The sequence below is a fragment of the Paenibacillus sp. MZ03-122A genome, assembly GCF_024213325.1.
Classification (GTDB): Bacteria; Bacillota; Bacilli; order Paenibacillales; family Paenibacillaceae; genus Paenibacillus; species Paenibacillus polymyxa_B.
Genome location: NZ_JANAVI010000005.1, coordinates 323,194 through 343,263, shown reverse-complemented (window position 1 = coordinate 343,263; position 20,070 = coordinate 323,194). Strand labels below are relative to the sequence as shown.

Annotated in this window: 17 protein-coding genes; 4 read left to right on the top strand and 13 right to left on the bottom strand. The window is 46.9% G+C overall.

Annotated elements, in window-relative coordinates; all coding sequences use genetic code 11:
• Positions 1–26: 26 nt before the first annotated feature.
• From NLX74_RS13710 to NLX74_RS13695, 4 genes are all read right to left on the bottom strand, one after another.
• Positions 27–482: a MerR family transcriptional regulator gene (locus NLX74_RS13710; protein ID WP_235307193.1), complete on the bottom strand. Its 456-nt coding sequence runs from the start codon at positions 480–482 to the stop codon at positions 27–29.
• A 350-nt stretch (positions 483–832) separates the two neighbouring features.
• Positions 833–934: a hypothetical protein gene (locus tag NLX74_RS13705; RefSeq protein WP_014599460.1), complete on the bottom strand. Its 102-nt coding sequence runs from the start codon at positions 932–934 to the stop codon at positions 833–835.
• A 113-nt stretch (positions 935–1,047) separates the two neighbouring features.
• Positions 1,048–1,632, bottom strand: a complete 585-nt coding sequence (locus NLX74_RS13700) for a TetR/AcrR family transcriptional regulator (RefSeq protein ID WP_061831285.1) — start codon at positions 1,630–1,632, stop codon at positions 1,048–1,050.
• Between the two features lie 194 nt (positions 1,633–1,826).
• A complete protein-coding gene (locus NLX74_RS13695) occupies positions 1,827–2,438 on the bottom strand; it encodes a pyridoxamine 5'-phosphate oxidase family protein (protein WP_235307192.1) in 612 nt (203 codons plus the stop codon).
• A 115-nt stretch (positions 2,439–2,553) separates the two neighbouring features.
• Here NLX74_RS13695 and pdxR point away from each other — a divergent pair, with 115 nt between their 5' ends.
• Positions 2,554–4,068, top strand: a complete 1,515-nt coding sequence (gene pdxR / locus NLX74_RS13690; RefSeq protein WP_235307191.1) for a MocR-like pyridoxine biosynthesis transcription factor PdxR — start codon at positions 2,554–2,556, stop codon at positions 4,066–4,068.
• Between the two features lie 8 nt (positions 4,069–4,076).
• Here the strand turns inward: pdxR and NLX74_RS13685 are convergent, their stop codons facing one another.
• Positions 4,077–4,715, bottom strand: a complete 639-nt coding sequence (locus tag NLX74_RS13685; RefSeq protein ID WP_235307190.1) for a pentapeptide repeat-containing protein — start codon at positions 4,713–4,715, stop codon at positions 4,077–4,079.
• A 151-nt stretch (positions 4,716–4,866) separates the two neighbouring features.
• On the opposite strand from NLX74_RS13685, the gene NLX74_RS13680 reads away from it, so the two are divergent.
• Entirely contained in the window at positions 4,867–8,166 is a 3,300-nt protein-coding gene (locus NLX74_RS13680) for a DUF5695 domain-containing protein (protein ID WP_254329058.1), read from the top strand.
• Positions 8,167–8,435: 269 nt separating this feature from the next.
• Here NLX74_RS13680 and NLX74_RS13675 read toward each other — a convergent pair whose 3' ends face one another.
• Positions 8,436–9,482 carry a hypothetical protein gene (locus tag NLX74_RS13675; RefSeq protein ID WP_134904622.1) on the bottom strand — a complete coding sequence of 349 codons (1,047 nt, stop codon included), beginning with the start codon at positions 9,480–9,482 and terminating at the stop codon, positions 8,436–8,438.
• A 173-nt stretch (positions 9,483–9,655) separates the two neighbouring features.
• Between NLX74_RS13675 and NLX74_RS13670 the strand changes: the two genes are divergently transcribed.
• The gene (locus NLX74_RS13670) at positions 9,656–10,054 is read left to right on the top strand and encodes a hypothetical protein (protein ID WP_254329057.1); all 399 of its coding nucleotides are present in this window, start codon (positions 9,656–9,658) and stop codon (positions 10,052–10,054) included.
• Between the two features lie 407 nt (positions 10,055–10,461).
• Here NLX74_RS13670 and NLX74_RS13665 read toward each other — a convergent pair whose 3' ends face one another.
• The 7 genes from NLX74_RS13665 to NLX74_RS13635 form a co-directional block, all read right to left on the bottom strand.
• On the bottom strand, positions 10,462–11,289 hold the full coding sequence (locus tag NLX74_RS13665; RefSeq protein ID WP_235307186.1) for a carbohydrate ABC transporter permease: 828 nt from the start codon (positions 11,287–11,289) through the stop codon (positions 10,462–10,464).
• On the bottom strand, positions 11,286–12,170 hold the full coding sequence (locus tag NLX74_RS13660) for a carbohydrate ABC transporter permease (protein ID WP_023986930.1): 885 nt from the start codon (positions 12,168–12,170) through the stop codon (positions 11,286–11,288). The genes NLX74_RS13665 and NLX74_RS13660 overlap by 4 nt, the downstream gene beginning before the upstream one ends.
• Positions 12,171–12,208: 38 nt before the next feature.
• Positions 12,209–13,489 (bottom strand): ABC transporter substrate-binding protein, encoded by a 1,281-nt coding sequence (locus NLX74_RS13655; RefSeq protein WP_254329056.1) that lies wholly within the window; start codon positions 13,487–13,489, stop codon positions 12,209–12,211.
• Positions 13,490–13,708: 219 nt separating this feature from the next.
• The gene (locus tag NLX74_RS13650; protein WP_235307184.1) at positions 13,709–14,776 is read right to left on the bottom strand and encodes a response regulator transcription factor; all 1,068 of its coding nucleotides are present in this window, start codon (positions 14,774–14,776) and stop codon (positions 13,709–13,711) included.
• Positions 14,769–16,571 carry a sensor histidine kinase gene (locus NLX74_RS13645; protein ID WP_254329055.1) on the bottom strand — a complete coding sequence of 601 codons (1,803 nt, stop codon included), beginning with the start codon at positions 16,569–16,571 and terminating at the stop codon, positions 14,769–14,771. The genes NLX74_RS13650 and NLX74_RS13645 overlap by 8 nt, the downstream gene beginning before the upstream one ends.
• A 133-nt stretch (positions 16,572–16,704) precedes the next feature.
• A complete protein-coding gene (locus NLX74_RS13640; RefSeq protein ID WP_254329054.1) occupies positions 16,705–18,711 on the bottom strand; it encodes a beta-galactosidase in 2,007 nt (668 codons plus the stop codon).
• The gene (locus NLX74_RS13635) at positions 18,711–18,923 is read right to left on the bottom strand and encodes an MFS transporter (protein ID WP_367997044.1); all 213 of its coding nucleotides are present in this window, start codon (positions 18,921–18,923) and stop codon (positions 18,711–18,713) included. The genes NLX74_RS13640 and NLX74_RS13635 overlap by 1 nt, the downstream gene beginning before the upstream one ends.
• 136 nt (positions 18,924–19,059) lie before the next feature.
• Here NLX74_RS13635 and NLX74_RS13630 point away from each other — a divergent pair, with 136 nt between their 5' ends.
• Complete coding sequence (locus NLX74_RS13630) at positions 19,060–19,980, top strand: AraC family transcriptional regulator (protein WP_254329053.1); 921 nt, start codon at positions 19,060–19,062, stop codon at positions 19,978–19,980.
• Positions 19,981–20,070: the final 90 nt, after the last annotated feature.

Below are 20,070 nucleotides of genomic sequence, written 5' to 3'. Positions count from 1 at the left end.
TCCACATCTGAATGTAAATGTTCTTGTTATGATGGGTCGTGATCAAGTTCTTCATCCAGAAGAACCTTGCGTTCACGCACCCTAACCCGTAACTCCTCCAGCTCAGTCTGGAGCATACGGATGCTGTTGATTTTTCCCTCCATTAATTCCAACTGTTCGTTCAATGTACTTTCCATATCCTCCAACATGGCCCGTCGCTCGTTCGGTTGCAAATGCTCTGTTCGCTCGCGATATTCCTCCCGCTGACCCTTAAGCATTTCCGCTGCGGACATGTAACGCTGAAGCTCTTGCAAGGAGAATCCAAGTACTTCCTTGGCACTCACTATTTTTTTTAGTAAATCCACATCCTCCTGCGAATACAGGCGCATATTCCCTTCACTGCGCTGCGGAGAGGGCAATAAGCCGATTTCCTCATAATAACGAATGGTTCGCTTCGTCAGACCACTTTGCTTGGCGACCTCATCAATTTTATACGTAACCATGACACCCACCTTATGAAAAAGATTATATATAAATACTACGACTCTATAACGTTAACGTCAACGTAAACTTTTATATAAAAAAGAAACCGCCTCTATTGGAGACGGTTCCTAGTTTGGCTTGCACGGTCATAGACCCGAGCATCGGTGCTCAAGCCCATGAATATCGCTTTAGATGAAAATGGTACGTGTGATGATAACCAACAAAATGAAGAGTACCAGAATAACACCAGTGGAAGTAAACATGTTGTAGCCACCGCCACCGCAACCTCTTTCTACTTCACCCATCTTAAGTTCCTCCTCCCTCTGTCGATTACAACAAATCGCCCGAAATCAGATTCATGAGCTACGAATTAGATGACGAATGCTTTGGAAATAATAACGAGCAGAATGAAAAGTACCAGAATCGCTCCTGTAGATGTAAAAGCTCCATAACCAGCACCTACTCCAGACATGGTGATTCCTCCCTTCATGGTTTACAAAAGCATCTTATGCTTATGCCATCATTCATGATAGGGACAAATGCCGCGCCTGCCGCCCAAATCTAGGTTGGGATTGTATAGTCCTGTTATTCTTCGGACCCGAGCATGCCGTGATACAGGAGGTTTCGTGCCTGCTTGGCAAGCACAGACGGACTTTCACGTCCAGGTAGCAATTTAGTTAACGTCAGCCGTTCAATCAAGCCGATCACGCATTCTGCTGTCAGTTCAGGGTCCAGTTCCTCACGGCAGGAGCCCCAACGTTGCGCCGCCAACAGATGCTTTTTAATATGCTCGGCCATTTCCGCCTTAATGCGCACCGAGTCTGCCGCCTGGTAAAATCCGACACGAGTGATCGCTGGATTGTTAGACAACACGCGAAAAATAGCTTCCAGAAACACTTGTCCCCGTCTCAAAATTTCAGCCTCGCTTTGGTCTGGGCCAATCTTCATGCTTTGTACCGTATCATTCACCAAAGTACGAAAGCTCTCCACAAGCTCCTCATACATTTGTTCCTTGCTTTCAAAATGAATATAAAAATCCGGCTGCGTCAATCCTGCACGTGCCGCGATCGAACTTACCTTAGTCTGATAAAACCCCGTCTGAGCGAACTCTTCAGCCCCCGCTTCCAGTAACAACCTTCGACTTTCCCGACTTCTGACTCCTGCTCTCATCACGGTCTTGCCCCCTTACGCCACAAATCTATCGTATTATAAAGTTCCTTTGCAGTAAGAACAATGGGCTTGAGGATGATATATACCTGTCCTTCAAAAGTCCTAATACAGAAGGACTGAAAGTTTTGGAAGGGCATCTGCCTACAAGGTATAATTAACCAATCTGATGGTGAGCGAGCAGGAATTTATTACGCTCAGTGATGAGGACAATATTTGCGCATCATCTCAATCGTTGTCAGATCATCATCCAGCCCCCGTTGTTGCAAGCCGTCGATAATCTGCTGACGTTCCTGACCTTTGACATTTTGACCGAATTTAAACTTGGCAGTCCATTCCTCTGGTACAATTTTGATCAGAGCGACCCCTTTCAAGCGTGAAGCATACCGAGAATCGCTGGCATCAATCGTATCATACCCGCCTTCCGGTTGCAGCTTACTCATAAAAATGGAAAAGGCCGATGCTTTTTCTTCCAAATCCACTACATGCTCCGCATGACCACGCACGGTAATACTTTTAAAAAATGATGTCGCAGGACATGCCATATGTTCATCCGTAAAATAAGACGGAATGAGCGCATATTCTTTGGCAGCTGAAAAAGTAACCCGATTATCCTCTTTCATCCGTTCCATCTTTTCTCCAGCACGGCTGCCATGAATATAAAAAACGCCGTTTCCATAAGCGAAATTCAAGGGAACCACACGCGGAAAACCATCCTCGCTGTTCATGCCTAAAAATCCGAAACTGACCTCGCTCAGAAACTGCTCTATTTCCTCTTGTTCTGCCACCGTAAATTCTTTTCTTCTCACATTGAACTCTCCTTCCATCTATTGACCAATGATACATTTCAGATTATGTTGAAAATGGATTCATAAAAAGATCCAATATGAACGAAAATGAGTGGTCCAATCGAAGGAGAAGAGTATGGATATTACGATTGCTTATCAGCGTGCGCTTCAAAAGTATCATTTAAAATATTTGGCATTGTATCATGCTCTTCGTGAGGGAATCCTCAATGGTTCCCTAGCCAGTGGTACGCGTCTGCCTTCCACTCGTGATCTGGCTGTGATGTATGGAATTTCGCGAGGGAGCGTTAAAGAGGCATACGATATGCTGTTGGCAGAAGGATATGTAGACTCGGCAGTAGGCAGAGGAACCTTTGTTATGCAACAGACAGCGACGCTGCCCGACAAATTTCTAATCAACCAGCAGAACCAAAATTCACCTGTCGCAAAACAAAAAGCCCCTGCTCTATCAGCATGGGGACAACGAATCATGCAGATCGAAAGGGAACGAAACTTACAGTCGTCTCCTGTTTCTGCTACAGATAGAGACAGTGCGCAACCGCCTTTGATTTCTTTCCAGGCAGGAGAAGTTGTATTGGAGGGCAATTCACAGATCGCATGGAAAAGCGCAATGACTGCCGCTGGAAAAGATCTGCAAAGGCCCTCGGCTGATACGACGACTGCACCCGTGAACGGTGATGAATGGCTGCGCGAAGCGATTTGCCATCATGTTGGCAGAACACGCGGAATAACGGCTACCCCGGATCAAGTCGTATTATGCAGTGGTTCCATGGAAGTGATCACGTTATTAAGTCAGTTGCTTATTCATGAACAAGATCGAATTGTATTGGAAAATCCCTGTTATTCCGGCATCTATCGTGCAGTTACTGCCTCAGGCGGACAGATACATGCTGCTGAAATGGATCAACATGGAATTGTCCCACAGGATTGGGATTCCAAATTGCTGTTTGTTACGCCGGGACGTCAGTTTCCAACGGGTGCTGTGTTACCATTAGCACGCCGTCAACACATTTTGCAATGGGCAGTATCCAAAGGTGCGTGGATCATTGAGGATGATTATGACAGTGAATTCCGCTGGGCAGGACGACCCATTGAACCATTAAAAGCACTGGATCGCGCGGAATGTGTCATCTATGTCGGTTCCTTTTCCAAAAGCATGTTCAGCAGCCTTCGACTCGGATTTGCGATTCTGCCCGTTGAATTGGCCCAAGCGCTGACAGCTGCCAAACGACTATATGATCCCCTGCCGCCTGCCCGCTTGGAACAGCGCGCACTGGCACGTTTTATGATGCGCGGCGACTATGTACGCCATGTGCGTCGGATGACTCGAATATACAGATCACGCTACGACGTGTTTCAGCGTGAAATACAGCAGTTAAGTGAACTGTTTCACTGGCATCAGAACGATTGCGGACTACATGCCTATGCCATCTGGAAGCATGAGTCTGTCCAGTATCATCATTTGATGCAGACAGCACGATTTTTCGGAGTCACATGGCGTGATGCCGCCGATTACCAACTGACACCGGGACCTCCATCTGCCTGCTTTATCTTTGCCCATTTAACGGAGCAACAAATTATTGAAGGGTTTAATCGTCTTCGCCAGGCATGGGACCGTAATAAAAATCAGTAAGGAATCCCTTATTTAATCACTAGCCCCAAAAGGCCCACAAATGATGAAGCCTGATGCGGTGAAATGATGCAGCCATTCAAATCTTCTATATCCACCTGTAGCCCATCAAATTCGCAATCGCTCAGATCAATCCCTTTGAGCTTGGACCCGGATAGCATCGCTTGATCCAGATTGCAACGGTTAAAAAAGGTTTTTTGTAGTGTTAAATGATACAGATCGGCACTTATTAAAGAACAATCTTCAAAACCAACTTGCTTAAAATTAGCAAAACGGAACATCGAATAATCCCCTAAGCAATCCGAAAAACGAACGTTTTGGAGCCTGCTTCTGGAAAAGTCTGTTCCAAGCAATTTGCAGTTCCTGAACTCTACCCGATGGATAAAGGAACCGGAAAAATGAACATTAGACAGATCGCATTTATCAAAAATGACGTCTGTCCATTCACTTTCCGGCAATGACGATTCCATGATCGTTACATTTTTAAAAGTCATCTTCTCTAATGAAACCTTAACCGCTTCCACATTATCCAAAATCATATCCTCTACAGACCCCATACGATATTCGCCTTTGGATCGTAAGGAATACATTTCTTCATTTAATACGGGCAAGTCGACAGGAATCTTTGGCAACTCCATTTTAATTTTCATAATACCTCTACCTCCACGATTGAGCGCCCTCTAGGACATTTATATGAATCTATTTTCTATCAATTCTCATACATAGGGTAGCAAAAGTATTTCTCACACATATATTAACGTAGTGAGCACGCTCACGAACCTTTGTTAGGAGGTTGATAGCATGGCAGTACAACTATCTAATCAAGTGTTCTCCATCTCTGTCGGAGATTACGGCGATCTCTCTTCCTTACGGCTGGTAGGGGACACTTTTAATACCAACTATGTCATGAACAGCTCCAACGCACCTAAACAGAATACGTCGGATCATCAGTGGCTGGGTGAACTCATGTTCACCTATCGTCTCGGCAACGGAGCGTGGACTCGGGCATGGACAAGTAATTCTGCTGATGCGCGCCAGATCACCTCTTCTGGAAACAGTGTCCAGGTAGCCTATCAGAATTCATCAAACAATCAGGGAATACGTAATTTCATTTTACATGAAACTTATTCGTTGGTTAACGATTATTTGCATTGGCAAATGAAAGTAACAAACACCTCTAATCAAACGCTGGAGATCGGAGATTGGGGACTGCCGCTTCCGTTTAACGAGTACTGGTCCGGTGGCAATAATGAACAAATTTATGAAACCAGAGTACTCTCACACTCCTTTGTAGGCCATAATAGCTCCTTTATTACCGCCGGACGACCTAGCGGCATCGGACCGTATGTACTGCTAATCCCTGATGCCTCAACGGGTGCTGGTCTCGAATATCAGGACCATTGGAGAACTGAGGAGCATCCCGGCAGCACTTGGGCTATGGAGCAAGGTGGCTGGTCCGAAGGACTGAATGTGTTCTATATCCACTCCAATGTCATCAAGAGCACCAACCGTGGTTATCTCGGAAGCACCAGTCTGTCGCTGGCTCCTGGTGAAAGCAAAACGTATGCCTTTAAATTTTATAAAGTAGCGGACGAGCAGGCTGTAAAGGACAGGCTGTACAGTGAGGGACATGTGGATGTGACCGTGGTCCCGGGTATGATTTTCCCGACCAATCTCAAGGCCAAATTCGATCTGCATACCAGCAAATCCATTACCTCTGTCACAGCGCAATATCCGTCCGAAACGACCATCAGCTATCTGGAAACAGCCCCTACAAACCATAAAATATATGAACTTACCCTGGGACGACTGGGACATAACAATATTACTGTAAACTATGGTAACGGCGAAAAAAACGTTCTCCAGTTCTATGCCATAGAGCCAGTCGAAGCTGCACTTCAGCGTCACTCTACCTTCATGGTCAACAGCACCCAATGGAACGTGCCGGGCGACCTGAGGGACAAGGTCTTTGATGACTGGATGATGCAATACAAGGCCAAACGCAACAGCTTTGCTGGCTACTGGGGCTGGGGTGATGATTGGGGACTAACTCACGGCCAGTTTCTGGCGGAGAAAAACGTTCAGAAGCCCGTAGCATCTGAAATCAAGGCAGTCGATGATTATTTGGAGGTGGCCATCTGGACGAATTTGATGGAAGGCCATCATACCGATTATCTGGTTCCTGATTTTCTGATGCCGCAGCCTAATACGACACCAACGTACCGGGGCTATGCCTATCCGCACATTTATAATACATTTTTTAGCATGTATAAACTTGCCAAGCTGTATCCCAACCTGATCAGCTATCGCAATAGCAAAAACACATATTTGCTACGTGCTTATCGTATTTTTAAAGCGTTGTATGAAGGCCCTGTTGCTTATAATTGGAACACGGGACTTATGGGTGAGCTAACTACACCTGATATGATTAAAGCGCTTCAGGAAGAAGGCTTGACTACCGAGGCTAACGACCTGATTGCCAAAATGGCTACCAAGTACAACAATTTCAAAAACACCACCTATCCTTATGGCTCTGAGTATAACTATGACAACACAGGTGAAGAAGCCGTATATACACTCGCCAAAATGAACAACAACACGACCATGATGAGCAAAATCAACGCCAAAACGCGTGCTGCACGCGGTCATATGCCTGTCTGGTACTATTACGCCGATCCGGTCACCATCACCGGAGAGAATTGGTGGTACTTCCAGTACACCACTTCACTGGCCGGCTATGCGATGGATGACTGGACACGTCGGCATTCGTCCAAGCCCGAAGTGGATCAGCGTCTGTCCTATGCCGCCAAGCTGGCGAACATCGGGGCGATTAACTCGGGACAGATCAGCCCTGATCCTGCCAATATCGGGGCGGTATCGTGGACATATCAGGCGGGCAAGGGCAATTATGGCGCACTCGGTCTGGACGGCGGCCCCCTCTTTAACGGATGGCGCGGGATGTCCGGGGAAGCCGACCTGGGGCTATTTGGAGCCATTAAAATCCTAAGCTCGGATGTTGCTGTAGATCCAATATTCGGCTTGTTCGGCTATGGCTGTGACGTTACAGAAAGCAGTAACAGCTACGCGATCACTCCAAAGGACGGTGTATTCCAGCGACTGCATCTGATCACCCAAAAGCTGAGTTTGGAGCTGAATCGGGACCAATATAGCTTGGCCATCGTGTCTAAGTCCAAGAACAGCATCCGCCTGACGCTGAAAAACACGACTCCAGGCACGACTCACACCACCATTATGAGCTTGACCGGACTTGCGGCAGGTACGTATGACGTGCTCGTAGACGGCACAAAAAACGGATCAGTCACGGCTGCTAACAGCTCTACGACCACGGTCAGACTGAATATCGGTACGGCAGCCAACTATGATATCCGTATCCAGTCGAGTACAGACAACCCGTCTCCCGCCGGAGACATTGTAGCCCGTTATGAATTTGACGAAACGGCCGGATCTACCGCAGCCGATTCGTCAGGTTATGGACAGCAGGCCAGTGTAAATGGAGGTGCGTGGGGAGCCGGACGGAAAGGCAATGCCCTGCACTTTAACGGTACAGACGCCTATGCTAGCCTGCCCGGTGGTATCGTTAGCAGCCTAAATGACTTTACGATTGCCGCGTGGGTACGGGTGAACACGCATAACGGCTGGGCACGCCTGTTTGATTTTGGAGCAGGCACGAATCGGTATATGTTTTTGACACCCAAAGCCGAGGGAACCGGTATGCGCTTTGCTATCACCGTCTCGGGGAACGGAGAGGAACAACAGTTGAATGCGCCAGAGCTGGCAACAGGGGTTTGGAAGCATGTCGCCGTGACTTTGTCAGGCAATACTGGAATGATGTATCTGGACGGTGTAGAGGCGACGCGTAACACGAACATGACACTCAAGCCTTCCAGCCTTGGACTAACAGACCGGAACTACATTGGGAAATCCCAGTTTGATGATCCCTACCTGAACGGTGCAGTGGATGAACTGATTATTTACAACAGAGCCCTAACCGCTCAGGAAATCCGGGGCTTGGCCTCGGCAAGCAGCACCATTACAGCCCATGATGTGGGAGCCCATTCATATGCTGAAGGAGCAGATTAGAATGTATTCATTCATGCCGTTAACGTTTTAGATTATGAATGATTTGTACCGTGAATGATTTGCGTCGTGAATCATTATCGTCGTAAATGATTGGTATCGTGAATGATTCTTCCTATATTAGCTCCACCCCCGGATTACTTAAGTTAAGTCTATAATCAGGGGAGAAATCCGGGGAGATGATGCTTCCGAAGCAAGCAGTCCTTCGGAAAGCTTTTAAAGCGACCGCTTTATTGGGACGATCAGCGGCAGCTTTTCCATCTGTAGGGCGTTTAGCTCCGTCTAATGCGTGTCGTTCTTGGTCTTAAGCGAACCAGTTCCTCACTGGTGAGCTGCCTAGTATAGGAGCGAGGGGAAGAACCTGTATCTACCCTGAGCACCCTGCCTGCCCCATTGGGGCGGGCTACCCGTGTGTTGAATACCTGCATCGCCCACTGCACCGGAAAGGCTATAGATAAGCGACCATCTGCCGTGCCTGCATAGTTGACCGCAGCTGCATAATTATCTGACTGTCTGAGCCATACAGAGCCAGAATCCCCAGGTAGTGATACGGGAGTCGTACCTCTAATAACCGTCTGATCTTCGAAGGTCAGCAGGCCCAACTCTCCGCCATAATTGATTTGCAGGTCCGTATAGACGGACTCTACCGTGCCATTGACCCGTCCGGTCGTACGCCCAACCTTCTTCAATCTTTCTCCTATGCGATATGCGGTAACATGACCTGGAATCGCTCCTACCGTAGCGTAACGCGGATTGAGTAGGTTGTTACGGGTCGGAAGCGAAAGCGCCGCATCAATCAGGTTTGTACCGGTGGGATTCAAGCGTACGTAACGATACAGCCTTCCTATACGATCCTGAGTAACCGTCCCCCCATCGGCTCCGCCTGGCTGTATTGTAGCCTCCCGATTGTCTGTATTGGAGGGATTGAGGACATGGTTATTGCTAAAAAGATAACGCGTCGCCGGCGCTCCAGTTGGGGCAACGATGAGTCCGGTTGAACCGGAGCCTTCAATCGTCCCGACACTGTAGCCGGCGATGACCGGGCGTATGCGCACTTTGTAGTCCGTGGCATTGGCTCTGATCTTTCCAGTTTTTACAATTCGGACTGGAACGTTCGTTTTCTTTCCTAAGGCGGTGGCTGACAGGAGTCCAGTAGAGGCCGACGCTAGACGGTCCGTATACACAATGACAGCGGCTCCCTTTTTGGGATGGGCAGGGTCCCTGTATCCTACGCCAATGCCGTGGACACCGGACATTTTTAAGACTCGCTTGGCCATCCGCTTTTTCACTTGAAGCGCGGCCGAGAAGGTAGCCAACATAATCATCTCCTTTTACATTCAGATGAAATATTGTATGGCTAGAGACGCTTCACGTTCCATTTGATCTTACGATCGCTGTATTGAAAGGCATATGAAAACATTCCAAAAAATGGTATGTTCATTTTCGAAATTGACATCTTATCATTGGATCTTAATGTTCAAGGAGGTACTTTATGTTTTCAATCATGTTGACATACAGCATACAAGCAATTGCAATTTTACTAATTATCTTTGAATTGTTGAGAAAAAACAGAAAAAAAGTAGGCTGGGGATCACTTTCACTGCTGTTATCTCTTCTTGGCATAGCTGTTTCTTTTGAATTTGGCGATTACATATTGGGAGACCAGTTGCTTTCCTTTTTTGGATTGTCCGCATGGTCCAATCCTGTCGATAATACTAGGTTTCACTACACCATTTATCTATCCAGTATTTTTTTTATTCCCAGTTTAATCATTGGATATAAAAATCCTAAAGAGTTTGGAGCTACAATCGGAAAACGGATTTCTAGTATATATCTAACTTTGATCATCATTTCGCTTTTATTTTTTATTATAAGTATTTTCTCGAAGTAACGTTGGATGTGCGTCGTTCCAAAACAAAAGCCTTCCTCAGCGGAGGGTTTCTGTTTTATCACATTAAATCCAAACAATCCGGGGTGAGTAATTAGATCAAGGAGTTGGTATTATTTATAATTCATTTACCTCCATATTTTTTGCTGCGTTAACTGCAATCACCCTCATAACGTTGCCAAAATTAGAAGCTAGGGTGAGTAAGAGAACAATGTTGAAAGTGAGAATTTCCTTAATAACAACAGTTCTGCTGATCGGAGTCGTGTTGTATATCATTGACCCTCAGTGGTGGATCATTGCAGCCTTTGCAATTTTGTTTGTAACCCTTCCTATCTTTTTATTGAAACGTTGGCGCGAAAAAAGCTGAATCAGAGAAAAAGCCTTCCTTGTTGATAGGAAGGCTTTCCACCTTATCCCTTAACCGCTCCCTCTGCGATACCCTCCATGATGAATTTCTGGAAGAAGGCATAGATCAGGATAACCGGGATGGAGGTCAGTACAAGTGCGGCCAGAATAAGCGACCAATCCTTGTTGTACTCTCCAAACAGCGTATTGGTCGAGAGAATTAGAGTGTAATGGTTCACATCCGTCAGCATTAACAATGGAAGCAAAAAGTCGTTCCAAATCCACAGAAAATCCAAAATCGCGATGGTAACTGTGATCGGCAGCAGCAAAGGAAATATAATGCGAAAGAACGTTTGAAACTCATTACAGCCGTCCATTTGTGCGGATTCTTCCAGCTCACGCGGGATGGATTTGACGAATCCATGATACAAAAAGATCGCCATATTCACACCCAAGCCGATATAGATCAGGGCCAAGCCGTACGTACTGCCTTGAACGGACAAATCTTTTGCCATTCGTGTAAGCGGTATCATAATAGAGTGGAACGGCACCAGCATCGATGCGACAAACAGGAAGAAAATCGCACTGCTCAGTTTCCCCTGTGTACGAGACAGCTTGTAGCCTGCCAGTGCCGAACAGATCACAATGCCACCAATGCCGATAAAAGAAATAATCGTGGAATTAAGAGCGCTGTTCAGCAAATGAGTCTGATGAAAAGCCTGACTGTAATTTTCAAAGTGAAGCTTCGTCGGCAGCGCCGTAAAGGATGCAAACATCTCACCCTGTGTTTTAAACGAGTTAATTACCGCCATGTAGATTGGGAAGAAGGACACGACAGCGCCCACGCACAGAATCAGCGTAATCAGCAAGGAATTGGCTTTCTTCAGCCTCATGCCTCCACCTCCCTCTTCTTCATGACACGCAGCTGAATCAGGGTGAAAATAAGAACAATCGCGAACAAAATAACAGATTTGGCGCTCGCATACCCATAACGGAAGTTGTTGGAGAACGCCTCCTCATAAATGTTCATCGTAATCACCTGTGTACTGCGCCCTGGCCCTCCGCCAGTCAGTCCGTATACGACCTCATACACCTTGAAGGCACCATTCAGCGTCAGGAAGAAACAGATCGTAATCGCATGAGTAATCATCGGCATCGTTACGCTTCGCAATGTCTGAAATGCGTTCGCCCCGTCAATAATAGCAGCCTCCTTCAAGCTTTGTGGTACACCTTGAAGCGCAGCCAGATAGATGATCATCATATAGCCGACACCATTCCAGAGCGACACGATAATGATAGAGAAGAAAGATACCTTCGGATCGCCCAGCCACGATTGGCCCAAAAAGGCGATAGCCGTCTTTTCGGCGATCTGTGGCAGCACGGAAGAAAAAACGAAGGTCCACATAAATGCGCTAATAATGGTACTGATCATATTGGGCATGAAAAATATCGTCCGGAAAAATCCTTTGGTACGTGTACGCGACTCAATCAACACTGCCAGAGCCAGTGCCAGTACATTTTGCAGCACAATCATGACCAATACGTATTTAAGGGTAAACCAAAGGGAATTGAGAAAATCGGGGTCTTCCTTCAACGATTCCACAAAGTTCCCCAAGCCGATAAAGCTGTAATTGGGATTCAATCCGTTCCAGTCTGTAAAGCTGTAGTACATGCCGCTGATCGTTGGAATGAGCAGGAAGATAGCATAAAAGATCAGCGCCGGAGCCGTAAACGCCAGTAGCATGACGTATTTTTTATAGATTTTAAAAGGCATGGAGTCTCTCCCTCCTGGTGTAATTCTATAGGTTACCGTTACTTGTTCACTTTGTTATACGATTTCCATGCCTTATCCAGTGCCTTAATGACGTCATCCTGCGAGAGCTGACCAGCATAATAGGATTGTAGCGATTTCCCTGCCTCGTCCTTAACCGCTTGCGGGATAGATGGATCTTGGTACGACTTGCCTGCTTTTACGTATTCGGTAGCGTCATTAACCCAAGGATAGCTTTTAAACGTATGCACTTTGGAGATCGGATTAAATTTCAATGCTTCATAGAACGCGCTAGAATCCTTGTCATCCAGCACATAGTTAACAAAATCGAGCGCAACCTCCTTGTTCTTGCTTGTGGAGGATACAGCCAGCGAAGTCGAAGTGGACAAATTGATCAATGTCGCATTGGGATCGTCATTGATCGGCAGCGCTGCTACCCCAAAATCCATCTTCGGATCAGATTTTAAAATCGTTTCCGCAAACCACGGTCCCTGAATCCACATCGCCGCTTTACCCGAAGCAAACGCAGCCGATCCATCATCCCCGCCGATTTCAAGCGCCTTGTCAGTACCGTTGCTATTCACCAGATCAATAATATCGAACATGCTCTTCATTTCGAAAAAGGAGCCTTGGTCCTGATTCATCCGTTCGATAAAATCTTTATTCTGTGTGTTCATCATCGCACCTGCTGTCAGAGGCACGAACAGCTGTGGAATCCAGGATTCCTTGTAAGACAACAGGAACGGTTTTACATTATTCGCTTTCAGCTTCTCCACCACAGCCTTCATTTCGGTCAACGTTCCCGGCGGCTGCAAATCCAAATCCTTAAATATCTTTTTATTGTACAAGTAGCCCCACGAGATCGTTTCTAAAGGAACCGCTACGACCTTTCCGTCTTTGGTTGTCACCGAAGGCTTCACACTATCCATCAATTTGTTAACAAAAGGCTGACCGGACAAATCCTCCAAATAGCCCGCTTTATAAAACGGAGGAATTTCATTCACCGCGTGCAATGCAAATACGTCCGGCGCATCGTTGGATGCAAGTCTTGTCTTCAAAATTTGTGCGGCGTTGTCAGCAGGCGGCATCTCCAGTTGCACCGTAACGTCGATATTTTTATCTTTCTTCTCTTTCGCTACGAAAGCATTAATGTATTTATCGTAGTGCTCCTTCAAACGGGGCTGAGCAATAAACATTTTGAGATTCACCGTTTTGCCGTCTCCACCGGAACCGTTGCTGTCACTGCCTGAAGAATTCGCTCCACACCCGGCCAATAACGTGCCAACCAGCATCGTGCTCAATACACATTTCCACATTTTCATGAAAAATGACCTCCCCTATTTTGAAAATAACCGTTGCCCATCGGCAAATCAGTTGTTATTCAAAGCAGCTATGCCGCCGGTCTTCAACCTCTATTCAGCTCTGTGCGAACTTCATAAAGGCCAAATTCCTTTGTATTGCTCATTTTGTATACGCTTTCATTATAGAATGAGAGGTCACTTCTGCCATTGGACACCCTTAGCTTATTGGATTGGACTTTTTTAAACTTCCTTTCTCATTTCACCGGGTGCCATGCCAAAATGCTTTTTAAATACCCGATAGAAATAAGACACATCCTCATATCCTGCCATCTCCGCGACTGCTTTGATTGAAATCTGTTTATTGACCAGCCATTCCCGCGCCTTTTCCATTCTTCGCTCTACGATGTAGTCCGTTACATTTTGACCATACTCCTGCTTAAATACCTTGCTCATATACTCTTTGCTCACAAAAAAGTTTTTTGCCAACTGCTCCAGTGTAATCGGCCCAGCAAAGTGACTGTCGATATATCGCCGTACTTCTTCTAAATTCAGTTTGTTTTTGTATTTCCGCTGCCGAATGAGCTGATCCAGTTCCTGAACATAGCACGACGATACGAATTCCAGCGCATGTTCTACAGAGGATACGGCATCCTGCGACAGTGGAAATCCTGCCTTTGCCGTAGAAGTATCCAGCCCGTTATCCGCTGTGAGCTCTTTTAGTAGGGAAAGAAGCTCCTGCACCAGCCTGCCCAGCATATGTGGACTCGGTGCTCCATAACTCTCCAGCTCCTGCATAACCTGCCTACAAGTTATGTTCACCCCGTCACGGTTCAACTCATTAAAATAAAGACGCAGCAGTTGCTTATACCGGGTCAGCTTGTGAAAAAACTCATAATCCAGCTCCGTCGCTTCTTGCTGCTGTTCAGCAGCCTTGACCTCCAGATCGTTTTTGCATTTGAGCAACACTGCATTCAGCTCTGCAGGATTGACTGGCTTTAACAAATAATCGACGGCCTTGTAACGGATGGCATGTTTGGCATACGCAAAGTCATCATATCCGCTCACGACAATGATTTTTACATCAGGACAATGGTTATTTAGCGCTTGCAGCAGCTCCACTCCGTCCGCACCCGGCATGTGCATATCAGTAATCACAATATGGGGAGCTAACTCCCCGACCAGCCTGAACGCCTCGTCTCCGTCTTCAGCCTCACCCACTACCAACATTCCAAGTTTTTCCCATGTGCCAAATGTCCTTAGAATATCGCGGTTCCATGGCTCATCGTCCACAATTAATACTCTAATCATCTTTTCCCTCCTCTGCTGAGGTAAATGGAATGCGGATAGTGACACTTGTACCGACTCCCTGCTCACTATCTATCGTCACTCCGTAGCGCACTCCAAAATTCATCCGTATGCGTGAAGACACATTGCTCAATCCGATATGACTACCCTGCGCCCAGATCGGTTCCTCCGACGCGTTTTCCAGCTTTGCCCGTACTTTTTCCAGCTTGTCCGGGGCCATGCCGTTTCCATTATCGCAAACCGTAATACACACATCTTCTTTCATAATCTCCACCCGAATCCCCATTCTCCATGCCCCCGCCTTTCGATCAAGACCGTGCTGAAACGCGTTTTCCAACAATGGCTGAAGCGATAGCTTAGGCAATCGAATATCCATCGCCTGTTCTTCCATCTCCACCTGAAACACCAATCTTTGTGGAAATCGCCGTTGCTGGATGCGCATATAGTGTCCCACATGGCCGAGCTCTGCGCGTAAAGAGGCCAAATCCTGAGGTTCCCGTACCACGTAACGGAACATCTCACTCAGCGACCGAATGACTTCATAGGTGTCCTCTGGCTTTTGCGAAAACACCATACTTCCGATCATTTGCAGCGTATTTTGCAGAAAATGTGGATGAATCTGCGCTTGGAGCGCTTTCAATTCAGCCGTCTTTTTTTGCAAATTTATACTGTATTCCGCCTGAATATGCTCGCGAATTCGGCCTGCCATCCCATGCAGACTTCTTTCCAGCAGCCCAATCTCATCCGGGCGTGTACTTGGCTGTCCAATCGGTCCTTTGATCATATCCAACTCCTGTACGGAACGCGCCAAATGAACAATCGGACGTGCAGTCCGCCATGCGATGAACACGGCAATGCAGATGGAAACCAGGATTGAAATCACGCCGACGATAATACCATACAGCATCGTTGAAAAAGCGCTGTGGTTAATGGAGGAAGTGGGCACGATTTTGACCAGCTTGAGCCCAACTACATCCAGATCATTATAGAACACATAATGTTCAGCAGTTTGAATCATCCCGGGGCCCGGCTTAACGTCATGAAGAGCTGACAGCACACCTGCAGGAGGAGGCGACTGCCGAGCCTGTGCTGGATACATAACCCCGCCATCTGCATCTGTAATAAGCACCTGATGCTGATCCCCTCGTCCCAGCAGGCCCAGCGTCTGATCGAATTGCGACCACAATACATCCAAAGAAATAGCCCCCGTCTGCTTCTGGTCTTCAAAACGCCGAATACTGCGCGTCAAAATAAAGCGTTCGGGGTCAGAGGAGCTTGGACGAATCGAATAATCCTTATTCGCTTGCCACATCTCGGCATACTGTGGGGGAATACCGCTCACTGTCGTAATTTCATTTTGCATACTATTAAAGGTAAACAAGGTTTGCGATTGCTTCAAATAAAGCTGGATGCCGATCACATGACTTCCGGCCGAATAATACACATTCGCCATCGTATTCAGCATTTTTCGCTGGGCATTAAATTGGCTTGAAAGATTGTCAGGCTCGCGCTCATTCAAATAATCGCTCAGATCAGGGCTGATCTGAATGCTGTAAATCAGATGATTCAGACGATCTAGCTGGTCGCTGATATAGATCCCCGTCCATTTCATATTGGACATGTTCGTCTCTACTACTTCAGCTTCCATGGAAGCTCTACTTTTTTCCGCAGCCAGCACCGTGACAGCAATGACCGGCAGCACAGATAGAACAATCATCGTCAAGATCAGCTTGAGCTGAATGCTGCGTCGATACGGGGCTGTCAGCGCCCGGAACCAGCGGACTGCTCGGGTTGTCATAGCGATGCACTCCTCTATTCAGCCATATGCGAAAACGCCCCGCAATTCGCAGGGGCGCTTCATGTACCGGATACTCCCGGGGAATACCTATATGATATTATTCGTGAGTCGGTTGTGGCTCACTATTCATCATTTACGCTTCTTCGATAATTATAACACCCCAAGGCTCTAATGTAAGCGTTTGCTCTTGGGTAACCGCATGCTCCCCAATCAGCTCCTTGCCGTCTCCATGAGGATATACCACCGAGCCTGCTTGTTCGGAATAGTTAAAATAGTACCGGATTGTCCGTCCCAGCTCATTCGTGCCGGATTTAACAATGATCGGATAAGACGCTTCCTGATCCAGTCCCCATACTCCTGCCTTTTTGGCTACAGAGCTGAATAGTTCACGGATGACCGCCGGACTGACGACACAGCCGATATAGGTCGCTGTTCCCTGACCATAGCAGTTTTGCGTAATTGCGGCATATTTTCCCCAATGCGGGTGATCGTAATAGGCCAATACTTCAGCAGTCGTCGGGGTAATCAGCTCCATCCACGTATCTACCTGATTGTCCTCTGGTGCCACCTCAAAAGGATTATTCTTAAGCGTCACCTTCTTCGGCTGCACGAACAAGCTGTAATGAATGCCGCAGGCTTCGCTAATCACGCCCGGCTGCCGGGACGTTCTTACCTGCACATGCTCGTCGGTAAATCCGCTTCGGAATGTGTATACTACATGACCACCTTTCTCCACATATCGGTTCAGCTTCTCCAGTAGTGCATCTGGGGCAGAATAGAGAACTGGGACGATCAAAAGATCATAGTCTTCAAACGATTCTGTACCTGGATGAACGATATCTGTCCCGATATTCAGTTTATACAACTCGTCATACAAACGACGTACGATGTCATTGTAATTTAACGGGCTACTCATATTAAATTTAAACCAGTCAATCGACGTCAATGCTTCGTTGCTGACCAGAATCGCCGTTTTATTTTTCTTTTTCAGGTTGACCAGATGCGGAGACAATCTTGCAAAATCCTTCCCTATGGTCTGTGCTTCTTCATACACAGGATTCGGCTCAAAATCATGGCTCAGCAGACCCTTCCAGTAGGTTTCGAAGGAATTATGGATGGAATGCCAATGCCAGTATGCCACCATATTGGCCCCGGAAGCCAGATGGCTGAACGCTTGCAGACGCAATTGCCCCGGATAGGGAACCCAGTGGGTAAAAGCCTGCGCTTCCGTTTCCAGCACTAGATAGTTGTTATTTTTCGTCGAACGTGCCACATCGCCACCGAAGGAAATTTCAATGCCAGTCAGGTCATCCTGTGATGGATGGTAAATATCCACCCCAGTCACATCAAAGGCTTGCGATGCCGCAAAGTGATCCACGTCTGGCTGAACACCAAAGGAATGACCTCTCCACGCAAAATCAAAGTTTTGCGTAACAAATTGGTCCTCCCGCTTATATTCCTTCACCAGCGCGACCTGCCATGCCAGAAAGTCCGTCACCAGCTTGCGCTGAAATTGGGAAAAGGCTGCGCCCAAACTTCCATTAATCGTTCCGACCACCGAAGGAAAGTCCTCCCAGCTATTGATGCGATTACTCCAGTAATCCAGACCGAATTTGCGGTTAAGCTCCTCCAGCGATTCGAACCGCTCCCGCAGATACTTTACAAATTGCAATTGCACATTGGGCCCGCTTGTGTTGTAATGCTTCGTCTCGTTATCCGTCTGAAAGCCAATAACCGCCGGATGCTGACTCACCCGCCCAATCAGCTTGCGTATGATTCGCTCGGCATGGAACAGGTACACCGGGTTCGTAATGTCCATAATCTGGCGAGCTCCATATTTGCCCGGACCTTGAGGCGTTGTCGCCAATACATCAGGATGCTCTTTCACCAGCCATGTGGGTACGGCATAGGTGGGCGTCCCCACAATGACTTCAATGCCCGCCTTATGCATGGCGTCCAGCACCCGATCCACAGAGGTAAAATCAAACACGCCGTTTTGCGGTTCATGCGTACTCCAAGTGGATTCGGCAATCCGCACCACATTGATGCCCGCATCCTTCATCATTTGAATATCTTGGTCCAAACGGTCATAAGGCATATACTCATCATAATAGGCAACACCGTACAGTAGCTTTTTCATCAAGTCGTCCTCCAATTAGGTTCGTTAGGATTTTGCAAAATTCGATTCCAGTCGCTTCGAAGTGCAAGATATAGACGAACCAAGCCGCCCTTTAGATTGGCACGGTCAATGATCACGCCGAAGATCGGAGCGCTAAGTGCATCCCATATACGGGCTAGTGCGAATAAAGTACCGATAATAGAAACAGATATGCCAACATAATCCGTATAAATAGCAGAGCAAGCGCTTTCTTTTATATATAAAAGCTTATACTATAGCATTTGTAAACGCTCTTTTATTATAGTTAAATGTTAGATACAATGAGATTGTCTAAGCGGTGTAAAATTTGCCCTAATCGAAGGTGATCTGATGATATTAAATCCTGATGTTGATCCGGCCCTATTTCATGATTGCCAATGGCTGCCCATTATTGACTGGAATGTGAAATTTTTTGGCGCCCATATTCACCGGGTCCAAGCGGATTGGTGCATGCCGGAGGAGTCTCATATCGGTTTCGAAATTGCACTCATTTTAGAAGGTCGTCAGGAAACGATTATGGAAAATAACGTTTATTCGGTTGGGGAAGGTGATATTTTAATTATTCCGCCGGGTTTCAAACATGTGAGTCAATGTGTTTCCCCAAACGGCATGTACTATTTTAGCTCTCATTTTAATGTCGATGAACCATTGTTCCGTCAGGAAATGATTAAGAGCAATCAGCTCTTTTTTCCAGCGGGTACTGAAACGAATACCAAGCTGCAAAAGGTCGTCCATAGCTGGATTGGCATGGTGCAGGAAAGCGGAGAATATACGACAGCAGACCGTTTTCGTATGCAAATTGCCTTATTTGAGCTATTCGGGATATTCTCGCAAGTGATATCTACCGGTTTGGAGCCCAGAATTGCGCCTTCATCCGTTCAATATGCCAAGGCCATCATGGAAGCCATTCAATCAAGGTTTAAGCCTTATCGGGAAGATGAATCTGGCGAGCAAGCGTTCCGTCTTGAAGATGTGGCGGCTTCCCTTGGGATTAGTCCCGGCTATGCCCAGGAAGTGTTCCGCAAGGTATACGGTTATTCTCCACGTCACTATCTATCGGAGACCAAGCTGCATGAAGCTAAGGTGCTGATCCAGCAGCCCAATCTGCCACTCAACAAGGTAGCTTCCCTGCTCGGATACTCCAGTCTGGCTCATTTCAGCAGACAGTTCAAGCGCTGGACAGGCACCAGCCCACTTAAATACCGCCAGACGTTAAAACCGATTACTGATGAACAAAGGATTAAGATATAAGGACGGATAGCAAAAGCTCCACCGTGTTATTCAACCAAAAAAAGAGCGTGACACCGAATATCGCGGTTGTCGCGCTCTTTTGTCTCTATT

Bases quoted from the DNA above. Each gene is read 5' to 3' on its own strand.
- NLX74_RS13670 (WP_254329057.1), top strand. From the start codon at position 9,656: ATGTTTTCAATCATGTTGACATACAGCATACAAGCAATTGCAATTTTA.
- NLX74_RS13705 (WP_014599460.1), bottom strand. From the start codon at position 934: ATGTCTGGAGTAGGTGCTGGTTATGGAGCTTTTACATCTACAGGAGCG.
- pdxR (WP_235307191.1), top strand. From the start codon at position 2,554: ATGGATATTACGATTGCTTATCAGCGTGCGCTTCAAAAGTATCATTTA.
- NLX74_RS13660 (WP_023986930.1), bottom strand. From the start codon at position 12,170: ATGCCTTTTAAAATCTATAAAAAATACGTCATGCTACTGGCGTTTACG.
- NLX74_RS13655 (WP_254329056.1), bottom strand. From the start codon at position 13,489: ATGAAAATGTGGAAATGTGTATTGAGCACGATGCTGGTTGGCACGTTA.
- NLX74_RS13700 (WP_061831285.1), bottom strand. From the start codon at position 1,632: ATGAGAGCAGGAGTCAGAAGTCGGGAAAGTCGAAGGTTGTTACTGGAA.
- NLX74_RS13630 (WP_254329053.1), top strand. From the start codon at position 19,060: ATGATATTAAATCCTGATGTTGATCCGGCCCTATTTCATGATTGCCAA.
- NLX74_RS13650 (WP_235307184.1), bottom strand. From the start codon at position 14,776: ATGATTAGAGTATTAATTGTGGACGATGAGCCATGGAACCGCGATATT.
- NLX74_RS13685 (WP_235307190.1), bottom strand. From the start codon at position 4,715: ATGAAAATTAAAATGGAGTTGCCAAAGATTCCTGTCGACTTGCCCGTA.
- NLX74_RS13710 (WP_235307193.1), bottom strand. From the start codon at position 482: ATGGTTACGTATAAAATTGATGAGGTCGCCAAGCAAAGTGGTCTGACG.
- NLX74_RS13640 (WP_254329054.1), bottom strand. From the start codon at position 18,711: ATGAAAAAGCTACTGTACGGTGTTGCCTATTATGATGAGTATATGCCT.
- NLX74_RS13675 (WP_134904622.1), bottom strand. From the start codon at position 9,482: ATGTTGGCTACCTTCTCGGCCGCGCTTCAAGTGAAAAAGCGGATGGCC.
- NLX74_RS13665 (WP_235307186.1), bottom strand. From the start codon at position 11,289: ATGAGGCTGAAGAAAGCCAATTCCTTGCTGATTACGCTGATTCTGTGC.
- NLX74_RS13680 (WP_254329058.1), top strand. From the start codon at position 4,867: ATGGCAGTACAACTATCTAATCAAGTGTTCTCCATCTCTGTCGGAGAT.
- NLX74_RS13645 (WP_254329055.1), bottom strand. From the start codon at position 16,571: ATGACAACCCGAGCAGTCCGCTGGTTCCGGGCGCTGACAGCCCCGTAT.